Annotated in this window: 18 protein-coding genes and 1 pseudogene; 10 read left to right on the top strand and 9 right to left on the bottom strand. The window is 71.4% G+C overall.

The window, feature by feature from the left end:
• The 5 genes from ACWGJ2_RS36860 (at position 1) to ACWGJ2_RS36840 (ending at position 3,898) form a co-directional block, all read left to right on the top strand.
• A complete protein-coding gene (locus ACWGJ2_RS36860; protein ID WP_453350743.1) occupies positions 1-792 on the top strand; it encodes a DUF4311 domain-containing protein in 792 nt (263 codons plus the stop codon).
• Between the two features lie 15 nt (positions 793-807).
• Positions 808-1,533 carry a DUF4310 family protein gene (locus tag ACWGJ2_RS36855; RefSeq protein ID WP_453350742.1) on the top strand — a complete coding sequence of 242 codons (726 nt, stop codon included), beginning with the start codon at positions 808-810 and terminating at the stop codon, positions 1,531-1,533.
• Positions 1,534-1,659: 126 nt separating this feature from the next.
• Positions 1,660-2,793 carry a DgaE family pyridoxal phosphate-dependent ammonia lyase gene (locus ACWGJ2_RS36850; protein ID WP_453350741.1) on the top strand — a complete coding sequence of 378 codons (1,134 nt, stop codon included), beginning with the start codon at positions 1,660-1,662 and terminating at the stop codon, positions 2,791-2,793.
• Positions 2,794-2,882: 89 nt separating this feature from the next.
• The gene (locus ACWGJ2_RS36845) at positions 2,883-3,170 is read left to right on the top strand and encodes an HPr family phosphocarrier protein (protein WP_453350740.1); all 288 of its coding nucleotides are present in this window, start codon (positions 2,883-2,885) and stop codon (positions 3,168-3,170) included.
• The gene (locus ACWGJ2_RS36840) at positions 3,167-3,898 is read left to right on the top strand and encodes a bifunctional 4-hydroxy-2-oxoglutarate aldolase/2-dehydro-3-deoxy-phosphogluconate aldolase (RefSeq protein WP_453350739.1); all 732 of its coding nucleotides are present in this window, start codon (positions 3,167-3,169) and stop codon (positions 3,896-3,898) included. The genes ACWGJ2_RS36845 and ACWGJ2_RS36840 overlap by 4 nt, the downstream gene beginning before the upstream one ends.
• Before the next feature lie 35 nt (positions 3,899-3,933).
• Here ACWGJ2_RS36840 and ACWGJ2_RS36835 read toward each other — a convergent pair whose 3' ends face one another.
• Positions 3,934-4,143, bottom strand: coding sequence for a 4-oxalocrotonate tautomerase family protein (locus ACWGJ2_RS36835; protein WP_453350738.1), 210 nt, complete (start codon positions 4,141-4,143; stop codon positions 3,934-3,936).
• Positions 4,144-4,348: 205 nt separating this feature from the next.
• On the bottom strand, positions 4,349-5,110 hold the full coding sequence (locus ACWGJ2_RS36830) for an SDR family oxidoreductase (protein WP_453350737.1): 762 nt from the start codon (positions 5,108-5,110) through the stop codon (positions 4,349-4,351).
• An 85-nt stretch (positions 5,111-5,195) separates the two neighbouring features.
• On the opposite strand from ACWGJ2_RS36830, the gene ACWGJ2_RS36825 reads away from it, so the two are divergent.
• Together ACWGJ2_RS36825 and ACWGJ2_RS36820 are read left to right on the top strand one after the other, a co-directional pair.
• Complete coding sequence (locus ACWGJ2_RS36825) at positions 5,196-6,056, top strand: helix-turn-helix transcriptional regulator (RefSeq protein WP_453350736.1); 861 nt, start codon at positions 5,196-5,198, stop codon at positions 6,054-6,056.
• A gap of 70 nt (positions 6,057-6,126) precedes the next feature.
• Positions 6,127-6,753, top strand: coding sequence for an ATP-binding protein (locus ACWGJ2_RS36820; protein ID WP_453350735.1), 627 nt, complete (start codon positions 6,127-6,129; stop codon positions 6,751-6,753).
• Between the two features lie 126 nt (positions 6,754-6,879).
• Here the strand turns inward: ACWGJ2_RS36820 and ACWGJ2_RS36815 are convergent, their stop codons facing one another.
• Together ACWGJ2_RS36815 and ACWGJ2_RS36810 are read right to left on the bottom strand one after the other, a co-directional pair.
• A complete protein-coding gene (locus ACWGJ2_RS36815) occupies positions 6,880-7,677 on the bottom strand; it encodes a hypothetical protein (protein ID WP_453350734.1) in 798 nt (265 codons plus the stop codon).
• Between the two features lie 395 nt (positions 7,678-8,072).
• The gene (locus ACWGJ2_RS36810) at positions 8,073-8,288 is read right to left on the bottom strand and encodes a hypothetical protein (RefSeq protein WP_453350754.1); all 216 of its coding nucleotides are present in this window, start codon (positions 8,286-8,288) and stop codon (positions 8,073-8,075) included.
• On the opposite strand from ACWGJ2_RS36810, the pseudogene ACWGJ2_RS36805 reads away from it, so the two are divergent.
• Positions 8,262-8,917 (top strand): annotated as a pseudogene (locus tag ACWGJ2_RS36805) (DUF6192 family protein). The gene ACWGJ2_RS36810 and the pseudogene ACWGJ2_RS36805 overlap by 27 nt on opposite strands.
• Before the next feature lie 1,177 nt (positions 8,918-10,094).
• On the opposite strand, the gene ACWGJ2_RS36800 reads toward ACWGJ2_RS36805, so the two are convergent.
• Together ACWGJ2_RS36800 and ACWGJ2_RS36795 are read right to left on the bottom strand one after the other, a co-directional pair.
• The gene (locus ACWGJ2_RS36800; protein WP_453350733.1) at positions 10,095-10,403 is read right to left on the bottom strand and encodes a hypothetical protein; all 309 of its coding nucleotides are present in this window, start codon (positions 10,401-10,403) and stop codon (positions 10,095-10,097) included.
• A gap of 263 nt (positions 10,404-10,666) precedes the next feature.
• Positions 10,667-11,317, bottom strand: coding sequence for a TetR/AcrR family transcriptional regulator (locus ACWGJ2_RS36795; protein WP_453350732.1), 651 nt, complete (start codon positions 11,315-11,317; stop codon positions 10,667-10,669).
• Between the two features lie 206 nt (positions 11,318-11,523).
• Between ACWGJ2_RS36795 and ACWGJ2_RS36790 the strand changes: the two genes are divergently transcribed.
• Complete coding sequence (locus ACWGJ2_RS36790; protein ID WP_453350731.1) at positions 11,524-12,738, top strand: cytochrome P450; 1,215 nt, start codon at positions 11,524-11,526, stop codon at positions 12,736-12,738.
• 93 nt (positions 12,739-12,831) lie between these two features.
• Here the strand turns inward: ACWGJ2_RS36790 and ACWGJ2_RS36785 are convergent, their stop codons facing one another.
• The 3 genes from ACWGJ2_RS36785 to ACWGJ2_RS36775 all read right to left on the bottom strand — a co-directional run bounded on the left by ACWGJ2_RS36785 (position 12,832) and on the right by ACWGJ2_RS36775 (position 16,226).
• On the bottom strand, positions 12,832-13,329 hold the full coding sequence (locus tag ACWGJ2_RS36785; RefSeq protein WP_453350730.1) for a hypothetical protein: 498 nt from the start codon (positions 13,327-13,329) through the stop codon (positions 12,832-12,834).
• A gap of 96 nt (positions 13,330-13,425) precedes the next feature.
• Positions 13,426-14,970 carry an eCIS core domain-containing protein gene (locus ACWGJ2_RS36780; RefSeq protein ID WP_453350729.1) on the bottom strand — a complete coding sequence of 515 codons (1,545 nt, stop codon included), beginning with the start codon at positions 14,968-14,970 and terminating at the stop codon, positions 13,426-13,428.
• Positions 14,971-15,686: 716 nt separating this feature from the next.
• Positions 15,687-16,226, bottom strand: coding sequence for a phenolic acid decarboxylase (locus ACWGJ2_RS36775; protein WP_453350728.1), 540 nt, complete (start codon positions 16,224-16,226; stop codon positions 15,687-15,689).
• A gap of 146 nt (positions 16,227-16,372) precedes the next feature.
• On the opposite strand from ACWGJ2_RS36775, the gene ACWGJ2_RS36770 reads away from it, so the two are divergent.
• A partial coding sequence (locus tag ACWGJ2_RS36770) for a MarR family transcriptional regulator (RefSeq protein ID WP_453350727.1) occupies positions 16,373-16,695 on the top strand: 323 nt, incomplete at its 3' end.

Below are 16,695 nucleotides of genomic sequence, written 5' to 3'. Positions count from 1 at the left end.
GTGAACCAGACCCTCGTCATCCTGCTGGAGTCGGCAGTCATCGGCGCGCTCATCGGGTTCGGTGCCTCGGCGGGTGTGGCGCGGATGTTCCACGCCCCCAAGGTGCAGGGCATGGGCGCGTTCCGTACGCTCGGCGAACTGAACGCCTGCGAGAACGACCCCATCGCGCACTTCTCGTTCGGCTTCGGCTTCTTCTTCAACGCCTGGGCCAGCACGGTCGGCGCGGGCGCGCTCACCGGCGACGTGGACCACCGCATCGTGCCGCACTGGGCGGCGGCGCTGTCCATGGCCAAGAACCGTAACCTCGCAGAGACGCTGCACAACCCGCGCCGCATGGCCTTCTGCGGCGCGGGCGTCGGCGTGGTGCTGATCTCCGTGCTGAACACCACCGCGGCCTCCATCCCGCACTCCCTCCAGAAGGTCGCGGCCGATGTGCTGGGCCCCGCCTCCGAGTGGCTGATCAACCCGGTGATGCCGATCATCTTCTGGATGGCGGCCGTCGACGCCGGGCGCCGCACCGGCGGCTGGGGCACGGTGCTGGGCGGGCTCGCGCACATCGTGATGGGCAACGCCGTGCCGGGCATCGTGCTCGGCATCGTCGTCGGCAAGGGCCTCGACGACCTGGGCAGGACCCGGCTGACCCGGACCCTGGTGGGAGCCGTCGTCGCACTCTTCGTCATCAGCGCGTTCCTGCGCGGCGTCGACATCCAGCTCCTCGAGCAGATGAAGGTCCACATCCCCTCGTGGCTGTCCGGCCTGCACGACGCCACCGGCACCACCCCGACGGACTGAGAGGCAGGCGGAGACATGACACACGCGGAAGCGAACACCGCGGACGCCGCGGGCCCGGCCCCCGGTCCGGGGAAGGGCGGCAGGCTCAAGGTGCCGGGGGAGGGGAGCTTCTGGCTGTCCGAGTGGGCGTTCCCCTTCTTCGTCGCCACCCTCGCGGCGGGCATCTTCTCCGGAACACACCTTTATTACGTCTACCACACGGGTGTCTTCAACGAGGTCGCCGTCGTCGCGCTGCTCAAGGCCGGTATGGACGGCGGGAGTTACGGCGCGGCGGCCGCCTTCGGCGCGGGTTTCCTCTTCGCCCGGATCATCGAGGGGCCGATGGTCGGCATCCTCGACATCGGCGGCTCCCTCCAGACCGGCGTCGGCATCGGCATCCCCGCGATGCTGCTCGCGGGCGGTATCACCGCACCCCTGGAACACTTCTGGCTGGCCCTGCCGACCGGCGCCCTCATCGGCTTCGCCATCGGCGCCCTGATCCTGGGCATCCGGCGCGCCACCATCAACTCACCCGGCAGTACGTCGACGTTCGGCGCCGACGTGATGATGGGCGCGGGCAATTCGGCGGGCCGCTATCTGGGGCCCCTGGTCATCATCGCCGCCGCCACCGCCTCGATCCCGGTCGGCCTCGGCTCCGTCATCGGCGCGCTGCTCTTCTACTGGTGGAAGAAGCCACTGACCGGGGGTGCGATCCTCGGCGCGATGCTCTTCGGGCTCTTCTTCCCGATCGCGGGCACGTAGGCGGGCGCCGGATCCCGTCGCGTCACATCCGGTCCCCTCGCTCGCGTCATGTCCGGTCCGGTTGACCGGGCGCCGGTCGGCCCCGCGCCACCCTCCCCCCCCTCGTACATTTCCCGGAAAGGCATCATGAGCCCCACCAGCATCTATGAGGCACTGGGCCTGCCCCCGGCCCTCAACGCCAACGGCAAGATGACCGCGCTCGGCGGCAGCCGCCTCAGCGACGACGTCGTCGCCGCGATGGGCGAGGCGGCCCGCAGCCACGTCGTGATGGACGATCTGCTGGCCGCCGCCGGGCGCGAACTCGCCAGGGCCGCGGGCACGGAGGACGCCTGCCCCACGACCGGCGCCGCCTCCGGCATCGCCATCGCCGTGGCCGCGCTGATCGCCGGTACCGACGTCGCCCGCATCGAGCGCCTCCCCGACCCGGGCGGACGGCCCCACGAGGTGGTGCTCCAGAAGGGCCACGCCGTCCACTTCGGTGCTCCCGTGCGGCAGATGGTCGCGCTCGGGGGCGGCACCGTCGTGGAGGCCGGGTCCGTGAACAAGACGGAGCGCGGCCACGTCGAGGGTGTGCTGGGTGAGGGGACGGCCGCGATCCTCCACGTCCAGTCGCACCACACGGTGCACAAGGGCGCCCTGCCCCTCGCGGAGACCCTCGCCATCGGCCGCGCGCACGGCGTCCCGGTGATCGTCGACGCGGCGGCCGAGGAGGACCTGCGCGCCTGGACGGAAACTGGCGCAGACCTGGTCGTCTTCAGCGGCGGCAAGGCCATCGGCGGCCCCACCTCGGGATTCATCTGCGGCTCCGCGCCACTGATCGCCGCCTGCCGCGCCCAGTACGGCGGCATCGGACGGCCGATGAAGGTCGGCAAGGAGACCGTCCTCGGCCTGGTGCGCGCCACGCGTGAGCACGAGGCACGGGCCGCCGCACCGGACGGCGCGGCCCAGTCGGCGGCGCAGCAGGCGCGCATGGCCCGGCTCGCCGCGCGGCTGGGCGGCCTCCCGGGCATCACCGCCGAGGTCGTACGGGACGAGGCCGGACGCGACATCCACCGTGCCCGGCTGATCGTGGACCCCCAGGGCGCGGGGCGCGACGCGGCGGCGCTGAGCGCCGCCCTCCAGGCGGGCAGCCCCCCGGTCTTCCTCCGGGACCACCACTCCGGCAGCGGCCAGCTGTCCGTGGACCCGCGCGCGCTGAGCGAGGAGGAGGAAGAACTGCTCGTCGACCGGATCACCGCACTGCTGGGCGGTCGGCCATGACCGGCGCGACGCGCGGAAGCGGGACCGGGGCCCCGGGCGCGGCCCCGGAGGACACGGACACCGGCAATCGAGGAGAGGAGATCCCGCACGTGGGGATCGTGGAACGACGGCTCAAGGTCACCGAAGAGGCCGGGCTGCACGCCCGCCCGGCTGCGGCGTTCGCGCAGGCAGCGGCGCGTGCGACGGCCGAGGTGACCGTCGCACGCGTCGACGGGGGAGCGGACGGGGAGCCCGTGCCGGCACGGAGCGTGCTGTCCGTGCTGACGCTCAACATCCGCTGCGGCGACGAGATCGTGCTGCGCGCCGACGGCGTCGCCGACGCGGCGGAGGCCCGCAGCGCGCTGGACGCGCTCGCCCGGATCGCGGCCCCCGCATGACCGCCCCGGACGGCACCGCGGGCCCGGACGACACCATCGCCTCGCACGGCGCCACGGCCCCGAACGACACCGCGGGCCCGGACGGTGCCGCGCCCCCGGAGGGCCCGGACACCTCCCTCACACCCGCCGTACGCGGGGTCATCGGCCACCTGCGGCGCGCCCGTATCGTGCCGACCGTACGGGCGGCCGACGCGGACGCCGCCGACCATCTGGCCCGCACCCTGCTCGCCGCCGGGATCAGCACCTTCGAGTTCACCGCGACCACACCCGGCTGGGAGGAACTGGTACGCGGCTGGGCGCGCGAGCACCCCGAGGCCACCGTCGGCCTCGGCACGGTCACCAGCACCGCCATCGCCGAGACCGCACTGACGGCAGGGGCCGCCTTCCTGGTCAGCCCGTTCCAGGTGCCCGAGGTACGCCCGGTCGCCGACGCCGCCGACCGGCTCTTCGTCGAGGGCGGCATGACCCCGACGGAGCTGCGCGCGGCGGCACAGCGCGGGGTGGCCAAGCTGTTCCCCGCCCACGTCGGCGGCCTCGCCCACCTGAAGTCCCTGCGCTCCGTACTGCCGGGCGCGCGGATCATGGCCACCGGGGGAGTGACGCTCGCGAACGCGGCCGAGTGGCTGGCGGCCGGCGCGTTCACGGTGAGCATCGGCAGCGACCTGACCGGCGCCGACGACATCCCCGCCGCGGTGGAGAACCTGCGTCGGCAACTCGCCGTCGCCTGAGCGGGCCACAGCCGGGCCCCGGCGGGGGGCAGGTCTCAGGCGCCGCCGTTGAGCATGGCCGCGGTCAGGACATTGCCCGCGACGCCCCAGCCGCCGTCGGGGACCTCGTCGACGAGGACGACGGTGGTGGGGCGGGCCCGCTCACCGTAGATCTCGGCGTACAGGTCGGTGGTGCGCTCGATGATCTTCTTCTTGTCCTCGGCGCTGATGGTGCCGGCGGGGACCTTGAAATGGGCGAAAGGCATGGGGTTCTCCCTAGAGTGTTTTCTTCCGTGGACCGGAAGCATGTGTGCGGGGAATGCGATGCCGGGATGTCATGCCGACGGCCGGTTCCCCGGAGGGGACGGAGTGGTCAGAGGCCGACGCGTGCAGCACGTGGGGTGAGTGGTTCATGGCTGGTGCCGGGCGGACTGGCGCCCGTGACGGTGACGACGCTCTGCTGTGCCGTCGTCACACCATGCCTCCGTTGGCGCGCAGGATCTGCCCGTTCACCCAGTGGCCCTGCGGGCTGGTGAGGAAGGCCACCACGTGGGCGATGTCCTCCGGCGTCCCCAGCCTCTCCAGCGGCGGGACCTTGGCGAGCCGGTCGATCTCCTCGTCCGTCTTGCCTTCGAGGAACAGTTCCGTGGCCGTGGGGCCGGGGGCGACGGCGTTCACGGTGATGTCACGGCCGCGCAGCTCGCGGGCGAGGATCAGCGTCATCGCCTCGACCGCGCCCTTGCTCGCCGCGTACGCACCGTAGGCGGGGAACTGCGTACCGACCACGGAGGTGGACAGTGCCACGAACGAGCCGCCCGCCCGGAGCCGCCGTGCGGCCTGCTGGGCGACGACGAAGGAGCCGCGGATGTTCGTGCGGTGCACGGCGTCGAGGACCGTCAGATCGAGCTCGGCGATGGGCGACAGGGCGAGTCGGCCGGCGGAGTTGACGACGGCGTCCACGCCGCCGAACTCCGCTTCCGCCCGGTCGAACAGCGCGGCGACGTCGTTCTCGTCCGCCACGTCGCCCCGCACCGCGACGGCCCGCCCGCCGTCGGCGGTGATGGCCGCCACGGTCTCATCGGCGGCGGTCGCGTCGCCGGCGTAGTTCACCACGACGGCCAGACCGTCCTGGGCGAGTTTCCGGGAGACCGCCCGGCCGATGCCGCGTGATCCGCCGGTGACGATGGCGGCCCGCGTGGCCGATGACGGTTGCGTGGAGGGAGCTGTGTTCATGTCTCCAGGGTGAGCGGTGCTGACCAGCGCAACCAGGGGATGTCATCCCCTGGGTCCGCGCCCCCGCCGAGCGCAGAATGGAGGCATGGGTTCTGCGAGATACACCGAGCTGGGGTCCTTTCTGCGGTCGCGTCGCGAACGCATCCGCCCGGCCGAGGTGGGGCTGCCCGCCGGGTCCCGCCGCCGGGTGCCCGGGCTGCGGCGCGAGGAGGTCGCCCAGCTCGCCGGCGCTTCGGTGGACTACTACAACGAGCTGGAGCGCGGGGCCGGGTCCCAGCCGTCGGAGCAGATGATCGCCGCCCTAGCCAGGGCGCTCCGGCTGAGCGCCGACGAACGCGACCACCTCTACCACCTGGCCGACCGCCCGGTGCCCGTGCACGGCGGCGCCGCCTCCCACGTCCACCCCGGCATGTTCGACCTGCTCCAGCGTCTGACCTCGACACCCGCGCAGGTCATCACCGACCTGCACGTCACCCTCGTGCAGAACCCGCTCGCGGTGGCCCTGCTCGGCGACCAGTCCGGCTTCCGCGGCGCCCGGGCCAGCTTCGTCCACCGGTGGTTCACCGAGCCCGAGGCCCGGCGGCTCTACCCGGAAGCCGACCACGAGGCCCAGTCCCGCGCCTTCGTCGCCGACCTGAGAGCAGCCGCGGCCAGGCGGGACAGGAAGGACACCGAAGCCTCCTCGATGATCAGCGCGCTGCTCGGCCTCTCCTCCGAGTTCGCCGCACTCTGGGCCGAGCACGACGTGGCCTTCCGACGAGACGACCGCAAACGCCTCAACCACCCCACCCTCGGCCTCGTTGAGGTCAACTGCCTCAACCTGTTCAGCGAGGACGGCCGGCAACGGCTGCTCTGGTTCACCCCCGCGGTCGGCACGGACAGCGCCGGCCTGCTCGACCTGCTGACGGTCATCGGCACCCAGGAAATCACCGACCCGGCCCGCTGAGGGGCCCCACGCCTACGGCGCCGTCGCGAGGGGCAGCACGGACAGTGGCCACTGCCCGCATACTTCGCGGATGGACACACCGAGGGTTTCCTGGCGCAACACCACGCACGACTGGGCGGGCGGCGTAGACCTCGACCACCTTGAACATGTCCGTCGGGCCCCTGCCATATTCGCGCCCGGCGGCGTCCGGCACCTGGTGCTCGAAGTCGTCGCCTACGCGGCAGACGAGGCCGAGTGCGGCAACGGCGGCCACTGCCGTGTCACCCTCCACGCCGACGGCTCCATGACGATCGCCGACGACGGCCGGGGCACCGACACACGCCTCGACGAACACGGCCGTCCGGTGAAGAAGCCGGTCATGGCGACGAAAGACCTCCGCTTCTTCGACCGCCCCGGCGCAACCCCGCTTCCCGACGGCCACCCCCGCCGGGGCATGTCCGTCGTCGCCGCCCTCAGCACATGGCTCGTCCACACCAACCGCCGCCGCAACGGATCCTGGACCCAGCGTTACGCACACGGTGTCCCCACCACCGGCTTGGAACCGATCGCCGACGACGGCACGACCGGGACCGTCGTCCACTTCCTCCCCGACGAGACCCTGCGCACCGCTCCCGACGTGACCACCGACGAACTGGCGCGACTCTCCTCGGCATGGCCACAGCTTTCCTTCGAGGCCGCCGACCGCCGCAACCGCTGAACGCTTCTCCTCACGGCCACAAAACATCCGCCTCCGCCCACACGGACACCACCAACTCCCCTGACACGGTGGGCTGGTCGACGCACCGTGGGCTTCGTCAGGCGGGTACGGGCAGGCAGGCGCGGGTCAGGTGTCCGCACGGTCCTCGGGGTCGTGAGTGGGCATCAGGCCCGAGCGCAGGGCACCGTCCAGCCGCTCGACGAGAATCTTCGTCAGGCTGCCGGGGAACATCCGCGGCGATCCTGTCGCGCATCGCAGGATCATCACGGTGGCCCGCCCCTCCCGCAGAAGCCGGTACTCCATGATCGCCTTGGCCCCGCGTGCGCTGGAGGTGATACGCCAACTGAGGGACTCGTCGCCTGCGTCGGGTGCCTTCTGCGGGGAGTGCTGCTTCAGCCGCACGGTGACGCCGTTCAGTCTGCCCGGCCCTCCGGCCGCGCAGGCCCGCACGGCTGTACGGGCACGGGCGAGGACGTCCTTGGCCTGCGTGCCACGGTAGGAGGACAGCCAGATGAAGCCCGGAACGAGGTCCCCGGACCACTGGTAGGTCTGGACGACCTGGGCCGCGGCCTCCTCGGGAGCCTCCAGATCACGGACGGCCTGGCACTCCGGCGCAGGCAGCAGGCTGTAGAACGACTGCTTCTTCGGGTCGGAATACGCCTCCTCCCCCTCCCGCACTTCGCGGCTTGCGCTCTGCGGCAGTTCGGAGGTCTTGAACGTCACCGAGTCCAGCTCCTCCGCGCTGAGCGGGGGCCGGGTGGCCGGAGTGAGCGGCTGCTGCGAGGGCGACGGCGCGGGGGCGGAGCTGTCCGGTTCGGGCGCGCTGGTCACGAGAGCCGAGCAGCCCGTCAGCAGGGCAGCGGCGACCGCCGCCCAGGCGTTGGCGCCGGTGCGTCTTCGTCCTGGCCGGGGTTCCCTGCGCATGGTGATCCCTTCCGTAAGTAACCGGCCGGTCAAGCCAGTTAGGGCAAAAAGATCCCCGACCGTAGCATTCACGGGGCCGGACCGAGACGGCCGAGTACGGCGGTCTCGGCTGAACCGGAAGGCCCTTGGGAAGACGGACGGCAGCGACGAGACCGGTCGAACGGCTTCCGGTCCCTGTGCCGGTGCTGGTGTCGTCGACCGCCCCTGCTGTCCGGTGCTGTCCGGCCCCTTGACGAGGCGGCTTCTCACCTCACCGCGCGACGGACTGTCAGAACCCGTATCTGAACCCTGCTCGCGGGGTTGCTGAGGCCCTTTGAGGCCCTGTTGGTGCGGAGCCTTGGCCTTGGGTTGCTGTGGATCGGGAAGCAGGAGAAGCCTGCTCAGGGAGGCCGGGGCTACGTCGTCGGCGAAGTGGTTCCGCCGCGCCTCGGTCTTTGGGGGTGGGCGTGATGCCCGCTGAGGAGAAGGTCGGGTGTGTGACCCGACGACGGTACGACGAGATCGTGGCCGAACTGCGGGAAGTGGTCGAGCAGCAGTCCAGGGGGCAGTTCCGGGTCGGTGACCGTGCGCTGGAGATCGACCCCATGCGCGCGCACGGGGGCGAGACGCACGCTGCGGAGTTCTCGGTGCGCCGGTCCACGGCGAAACTGGCCGAGGACATCGGCCTGACGCTGAACATGGTGAAGCACTCGCGCTGGACTGCGTCGCGCTGGCCGGAAGAACAGCGGCAGCCGGGTGTGGCCTACACGGTGCACCGGATCCTGGCGTCTATCGAGGACGAGGAGGAGCGGTTCGCCACGGTCAAGGCGCCGCCCGAGGGGGAGTCGCGGTCGTCGGCGGACGATGCCAAACGGCGGGTGGGCCGCGTGGTCGACACCCCCGTCTCACCGCAGGAGAAGGTCACCGCGATCCACGCGCTCGCGCAGGACGACGAGGTCGCGGCCCAGGTGTCCGGTGATCTGCTGCGCCGTCCGACGTGGCGAGCAAGTTCACCTCGGAGGACAAGACCCGGGTGGTCGAGGAGTTCACCCGGGACGAGGGGATCGCCGCCACGGCGGCCACGAACCTGCTGCGCAGGCCCGACGTCGCCTTCAAGGCGATGAGCGACGACACCGCCCGGCACCAGGTCAACCATGCGCAGGTCGAGCGGGGCCGCCAGGCCCGCGAGGAGTCCGAGGAGACCCACGAGCTGGCCCCGTCATCAAGCACTTCGAGCGCTCGGCCGAGTTCCTGGACCTGATGGCGTATCCCGCCCCCCACTGATCCCACACAGTCGGCTGCGCGGGTCCCCTTCGAGGGCGCCCCGCAGCTGTACGCCATGCTCCGCCCCTCCCGCGCCCGCACCAGATGCACGGCATGACACAGGTTCGCGGCGCCGAACTCGTTCATCTCACCATCCCCGATGGTGGGTCGTCCGCCCCGGTTCCTTCCCTGCGGCGCTGAAGGACGCTATCCGCTGGACCCCGTCTTTCGGCTGGGGCCGAAAGACGGTGTGCTCCGGCCCTGCGCCGGTCAGCATCGCCTGTATCAGTCCTACGCGTGATGACGGAGGAAATATGCTGATCAAGCAGAAGGTGGCGCGGGCCGTGGCCGTCGCGCTCATGGCCACGGCGGGTGTCGCGGTCGCGGCGGGACCATCAGCAGCCACCACGAACGAGAACGGCGGATCGCCCGGCGGGGGTCTGTCGCCGATGGGCGAGGGCAACGGGTCTCCCGGCGGGGCTGGCCTGGCGCCGACCCAGAATGATGGCGCGCCCGGCGGGGGGCTGGCGCCGAAGGGCGACAGCAGCGGCTCTCCCGGCGCGGGTCTGGCGCCAACCCAGAATGATGGGTCTCCCGGCGGGGGTTTTGCCCCGATGGGCGACGACCACGGGTCTCCCGGCGGGGGTCTGGCGCCGAAAGGTAACAACGACGGTGCCCCCGGCTCGGGGGTAGCGCCGATGGGTGATGGCGCTGGGTCTCCCGGCGCGGGTCTGTCGCCGATGGGCGAGCACGGCGGCTCGCCCGGCGGGGGTCTGGCACCGACGGGCGAGAGTGATGGGGCTCCCGGCGGCGGCTGACGCCCATGGGCGAGGACAACGGCAGCCCGGGAGTAGGTACCGGGCTTGTGCCTGACTGCGAAGACGGGGACGACGTCTTGGACATGGTCGCGGACTAAGGAGTCCTCGGCGGGGCGGGTAAGCAGCGAGCCTGTGCAACCGGGGAAGGCCGCCCTCGGTGACCCAGAGGGTGCGCCCCAGGCCGGAGCCCTGCTCCGGCCCGGGGCAGGCGATGACCGGGATGATGCCCTGCCTCCGCAACAAGATGCCCCGCAGCGTCTTGCGGTCGTCGATCCGCCGCTGACCCGGGCGCCGGAACCACCACTCATGCTTGGGCAGCAGACGCGCGCCACGGCATGTCCCTTACGAAGCAAGTTCTCAGATCAGGATCCACAGCTTGTACGTCGTGCCTGTCCCGGGCGTGCACTGAGCCTTCTGGTAGCGGGAGGGGTTGGACTGCACGACCATGATGCCTGCCACGGTGCAGTCGGTGAGGGTGTTGTACGTGGCCCAGTAGTGCCAGGTCGCCGCCGCGTTGTCGGTCGCCTCCTTCTCCTGCGCCGCACGGTCGGATCCGACCGTGGCGGTGGCGGCGTCGGACGAGGCGGCGAATGCCGGGGCGGCTGAGGCGCCCAGCATCAGTGAGGTGCCGACGGCCATGGCTGCGAGCGCACGACGAATACGCATGATCTGCTCCTTCTCTGTGGGGGTTCGGCCTGTCGGGCTGGGGCATCGCGCACCGCAGCCTCTCTGCCGCCCCCGCTTCGGCTGTGGGACGACCATGCGCGGCTGGGTTTGGGGAAACCTGCGGCAAACCTTGAACCTGCTGGTGGGAGCCCATGCATGCCCGGTCGTCAGCACGGCTGGAGCGGGTTGTGAGCAATGCGTTCTCGGACCCGGACACATGCTCCGGACGGGCGCGCCGAGAGCGTCGCACGCGTCGGCGGTCGTCACGCCCCGGGCGCAGGCGGGTGCGGGTGGGTGGCGGTGTGGAAGGCGTCGGCGACGCGTGTGCGTTGGCGCTCGATCTCGTGGCTGGTGATGCCGTCGGCGGCGGAGTGGGCGAAGTCCTCGGTGATCACGCGTAGCGCGGCGTTGAGCTGTGCGGCCTGGAGGCGCGTGTGCCAGGAGTCGGCGAGGTGGCCGGAGTGCCGCGCGAGGAGCTGGGCCAGGGCGGTCTCGGCCTGTTCGTGCAGGACGAGCCAGACCGCGCGCAGGGCCCGCTCGTCGCGGGTCATGCGGATGACGGCCAGCACGGCGTCGACGTCGGATCCGGCGGCGGGCGGGAGGAACGTGTAGCGGGCGCGGAGGTGTTCGGCCGGCGGGAGTCCCGGCGGGCAGGTGCCCAGGACCGTCTGGAACGCCTCGAGCGCCTGGGTGAGCAGCGGCTCCACGCAGCTTTCCTTGGCGCGGAACAGTCGCCACAGGGTGCGTTCGGAGACCTCGGCCGCGTGCGCGATCTGACGGCCCGGGGTCGCGGCGACGCCCTGCTCGCGGAAGAGCCGCACCGCGTGCCGCGAGATGTGCAGGCGCTGTGCCCACCGGGCCTGGTCGGTGACGGGCGGACGCCCGCGCCGTGCCGCGTCGCGCTGCTCCCGCATGAATGCCGGCCTCCCGCTCGTGACCCGTGACCCGTGACCCGTGACCCGTGACTGTGGACGTGAACGTGGACACGGCTGCGGCCGTGTCCGGGCCGCACAGAATACTGGCCATGCTGGCCGACACTTTGTTGGCGGCGACTGCCAGAAAAGGTAGTTTGGTGATCTCGCCGTCATCGTCCTCGCGTGAGCGTGAAGGAGAGCCCGCCGTGACCGTTGCCACCGACCGCCCCCAGCTTGCCTTCCCCCGGCCGAACGTGCTCGATCTGGCCCCGGTGTACGAGATGTTGCGCCGCGAGGCCCCCGTCACCGCGGTCACCACACCCGCCGGTGACCCGGCATGGCTCGTCACCTCCTACCAAGAGGTGCGGGAGCTGCTCGCCGACGCGCGGCTGGGCCGCTCCCACCCCGAACCCGAGCGGGCCGCGCAGATCACCACCGCCGCGGTGCAGAACGGCCCGACCGGCGACTACGCCACCGAGGAGCGGGACCACACCCGGATGCGGCGCCTGCTGACCCCGGCGTTCTCGGCCAAGCGGATGCGCCTGCTCTCCACCCACGTCCAGGAGTTGGTCGACGGCTACGTCGACCGGATGATCGCCGAGCACGAAGCGGCACCCGAGAGTGCCGTCGACCTGCACTCCGCACTGGCCTTCCCCCTCCCGGTCGCGGTCATCTGCCGCCTGCTGGGGGTGCCCGAGGCCGACCGCGACGTCTTCCGGTCGCTGTCCGAGCGGATGGCCACCGAGTCCCCGGACGGTGACGCGCACCGGGCACGCGAGGAGTTCAGCCAGTACATGACCGGCCTGGCCGAGGCCAAGCGCGACACCCCCGCCGAGGACGTCATCTCCGACCTGGTGCGCGCGCAGGCCGCCGACGAGGGCTTCGACTACGCGGAGATGGTGCGCCTGTGCGTGGGGCTGCTCTTCGCCGGGCACGAGACCACCGTCAACCGCATCGGGCTGGGCACCCTGTTCCTGCTCACCCGTCCCGAGCGGTGGCGGGAGCTGGCCGCCGACCCGCGGGCGCGGACCGACGCCACCGTCGAGGAGATCATGCGCCTGGGCGCTCCGGGCGATCTGGGCATCCTGCGCTACGCCCACACCGACGTGGAGGTCGGCGGGGTGACGGTGCGCCGTGGCGACGCGGTCATCCTCTCGCTCAACTCGGCCAACCGCGACCCCCGGGCCTTCAGCGAGGCCGAGGAGTTCACTCCCGGACGCGAGGAGCGGGGCCACGTCGGCTTCGGGCACGGCAAGCACTTCTGCATCGGCGCCAGCCTCGCGCGCATCGAGCTGCGGGTGGTCTTCGAGACCCTGGCCCGCCGCCTTCCCGGTCTCCGCCTCGCCGCGGACCTGGACGAGCTCGAAGTGAAGACCGGTCACATCACCGGCGGCGTGACGTCGTTGCCCGTCACCTGGTGAGCACCCCGGCGGGGGCGGTCGCCACACACCACCCCCGCTCCCGCCCTCCCCGACGAGGCCGGGCCGGCGCCGTGGCCCGGCCGGGCGCGGCGCTCAGCCGAAGGCGGCGGATTCCCAGCCGTGACCAGGCTTCAGACCCGCTACGGCCCCGGCGTCGCGCAGGTGGACCGTCAGCCTCGCGCTGGGAGCCTGCCGCGGGTCCTCCCACAGGTCGCGCCACCGTGCCTGGAAGGCGTCCGAGTTCTCAGCGGAGTCCTGGCCCCGCTCGCGCAGCTCGGTCTTGATCGCGTGCTTGGCGGCGCGCTCGTCGAAGGGGAGGTTGCGGCGCTCGGTCACCGACACGTCGTCGACGGCCTGGCCGGCCCCCTCGGGTGTGCTGAGGGAGTCGAGGCGGGCAGCCGCCGCCGGGGCGTCGGCCGCCCGCTCCAGGCCGTCGACGAGGAGGCGCAGCGCGAAGACCGCGCTCTCCGGCGGGTCTCCGGCATCCGGGTGGACCGCCGTGAGACGGAGCGTGACCCTCGCGCCGTCGACCGCCTCGACCTTCGCGTTCCACAGACTCGACATCCGGTACTCCTCGCAGGGGTGTGTCATGGTGCTTCGTGTCGTGACGCCAGGCACCCTCTCACCACCGCACCACGCCGCCCCGCCCCGCACTGCAAGGTGGTGCCGCAGGGCGCGCCGGAAGAGCTAGAGCGTCAGCAGTCCCGCGCCGATCGTGGCGCACAGGGCGTCCAGTGCCTCGAAGCCGTCGTTGTGGCCCGTGACACGGCTGCCGAACGACGTCGCGCCCTGGGTACCCGTTCCCCGCGCGTTCGCCCGCGGGGGCGAGAAGGGGAACTCCCAGAAGGCGGCGTCGACCTGCTCGGCCAGTGTGCCGCCGAATCCCTGGACGGCGGTCACGAACGCCTGGTGACGGCTGCCGCCCGTCGCGACGCTCTTCAGGAACCCGACGTCCTGCTGGTCCCAGACCTTGGTTCTCGGGGCGAAGCCGGTGTACTGGTAGAGCGTCGGCAGGTCGAGGCTGGCGATCGCCATCGGAGTCCTGGTGTCGGCGGGCTGCGGGGTCTGGAAGGTGAAGGTCGTGTTGTCGTGCGTGCCCGCTGTCCATCCGGCGGCGGGGTCGTACAGCTTGTGCGTGATATCCAGGCTGGACGGGAACGCGTAGACGGAATTCTGCTGGGCGATGCCGGCGGTCGCCGGGGCCGTTCGGTTGTACGCCACCCTGGTGGCGAAGTAGACGTAGGACCCCGGGTTGTTCTTGGCCTGGTTCACGTCGTTCTTGAGGACCGACTCGATGGTCCGCTCGTACACCTGGTTGTCGCTTCCCGAAGCGGTCACCAGGTTGTCCCTGGTGCCCTCACCGCCCGCCTTCTGGTTCACAAGGTGGAAGCGGACCCAGGTGCTGGTCAGGTTCAGGGAGCGGATGTAGTCGTAGCCGGGCGGGTCCTGGGAGACCGGTGAGCCCGCCAGCGAGCCGTCGGTGAGGATCTCGGACTCCACGGCCCGGCCCCGGTTGTCCACGCGCGACGCGCGCTCGGCGCGGGTCGGCGCGGCGGTGTGGTTGAGGGTGCGCTGGACGAAGTCCGTCGCGGAGTCCGGTGCCGGTGTCCGCTCGACGTCCGCCGTCGGGGACGACGCGCTCTCGCGTGCGGGGGCGCGCATGACACGGGTGGCGTTGGCCTCGGCCTCGCGCTCGAAACGGTCGGAGGGGTCGGAGACCTTGAGCCCCGAGCCGTTGTCGGTACCGGCCACGGGCCCGGAGCGCTGCTGCACGACATGGGTGAGTTCATGGGCGAGGGTGTGCTTGTCGCCACCGCCGTCGCCGATGACGATGTGACTGCCGGAGGTGTAGGCGCGGGCCCCGATCTCCGCCGCCGAGGCCCTCGCCGTGGCGTCGTCGTGGATCCGCACATCGGAGAAGTCGGCACCGATGCGCGTCTCCATGTCGGTGCGGGTGTCGGCGTCGAGCGGGCGGCCGCTGCGGCGCAGCACGTCGTGGACGGCCGAGCGCTGCACGCTCTCTTCGTCGGCGTGCGGGCCGTGATCGTGCGGCGTCGGCGCCTCCGTCAGCCCGGCCCGGCGCAGCATCCGGACCACGGCCGCGTTCCCGGCCGTCCGTTGCAGCGCCAGCAGCCCCGCCGACGGCGGCGCACCGCTCCCTTCCGAGGGCTTGCGCACGGGCGTCCGCCCGGGCCCGGCCTCCCGCTGGCCGACCGTCTCTTGATCACGCAAAGGGGAGCCTCATCTCACGATCACACGCCGGAATGCGACCTCTCCTGGATACGCGACCGTCGCCCGCCGGACCAGATACCCGAGGGCACAATACGGCGGCCCAAAGGGCAGAGCGGGCAGGACGGGAGGGACAGGGGGACGGACATGGCCCGCGCTGGATGGCGGCACGGTTCCTTGCCTGCCACCAACTGCCCGTCGGACTGGGTGCGTTGCACCCCGGAGGGTGAGGTCCGGGTTCGTTGTCGAAGGTGTTGGCGGCAGTGTCCCAGTAGGCCGTGATGGCGGCTGAGTTCGTCATGCCCGTGACCTTGCCGGTCGCCACTGATAGCCAGCCGGTTTGCAAACCTGCTCCGGCCGTCCCGTTGCGCCAGCGGGTCGACATCGACATCCCGGGGTCCGCTTCTTCCGGGTACTTCCAGCACGGGTGAGCGTCTCCCGGGCCTGATCGGCCCAGGGGAGCATTCGACGCAGATGCGGACCAGGGCTGACATCGGTCCGGGTCCGGTCAGGGACAGGCTGGATGCCGGTGTTGTGCACCGAGATCCGCTCGGCCCGGTCTGTTTCGAGGGGGGAGGGGGCGTCGAGCTCGGTCAGGGGGCGGTGCGCAGGACCTGGTGGTCGGCGCCGCCGGGGAGGGCGGTGCCGGGTATGTGTGGTCGGCGAGGAAGGTCAGGGCCGGTGCGGTGAGGGGTTGCCGGTTCCATGCGTCGGCCTTCTCAGTTGATCCGGTCGGCGAAGCCCTCGGGCAGGTCCTGCGGTCCGACGGCGACGATTGTCTCGTCGTCCTCGCCGACGTGCTCGAACAGGGTGATGCGGGCGAACTCCGGGACGATGTAGACCGGGTAGGTGGGGCCGGCGTCCCGGTGGGCGCGCATCTCCTCCAGGTGGTCGTTCTGGTAGAGGACCGTCTTGCTTCCGTCCTGCTCGATCCACTGCGGGAAGAAGATGGTGCCGTGCAGGACCCGTCGGCGGGGCAGCACGTTGACCACGACCGAGGTGCCGGTCGGCTCGTGCCAGGAGATCTTGTAGATGTCGTCGGCGAGCTGTACGAGGTCGACCTCTTGGTCCTTGACCCAGCGTCCGCCGACCATGCCGGTGTGGATGCGGTAGTCGATGGTGGTGGCGTTCTTCACGTACATCTCGTACTGCCAGCCGTTGGCGTAGGTGTAGATGAACCGGTGTCCGGTGATGCGGGACAGGTCCTGCGGCGGGACGGGCTGCTCGACGGTGGTGGGGGTGTCGTACCCGAGGGGCATGGGGTCACTCCTTGCTGTGCTGCGCGGGGAGCGCTCCGCCCGGTGCGTTCTGCGGGGCGGTGGTCCGGTGTGCTTTCCCGCTAAAATGAGTGTGCCACAAAATAGATTTGCTACAAAACTTTATGGTGGGGGTTCACAATGGAGGCATGTCAGGGATACACAGCGGGCACGACGCGGCGGACGGGCACGGCGACGGGGGAGCGGTGGAGGATGCGGGAGCGGCTGGTGTGGCCGCTGGGCTGGGCGGGCTGCTGGGGCCGTTGCGACGGGCTGTGCTGCGTGCGACCCGTAACTCCGAGGGGCTGCCGGACTTGCCGGAGGCGCAGATCGAGCTGTTGCGGACGCTGTCCACGGCGCCGGAGGGGCTCTCGCCCGGCGCGGTGGCGGCCCGCTTGCGGGTGGCGCGGTCCACGGTGAGTAACCTCGTGCGGGTGATGTCGGCTGCGGGTCTGGTGGAACGGGTCCGGTC

This window comes from Streptomyces sp. NPDC054796, from assembly GCF_053611545.1.
The sequence above is the reverse complement of the archived record's forward strand: the minus strand, read 5'-3'. Positions and strand labels throughout refer to the sequence as shown.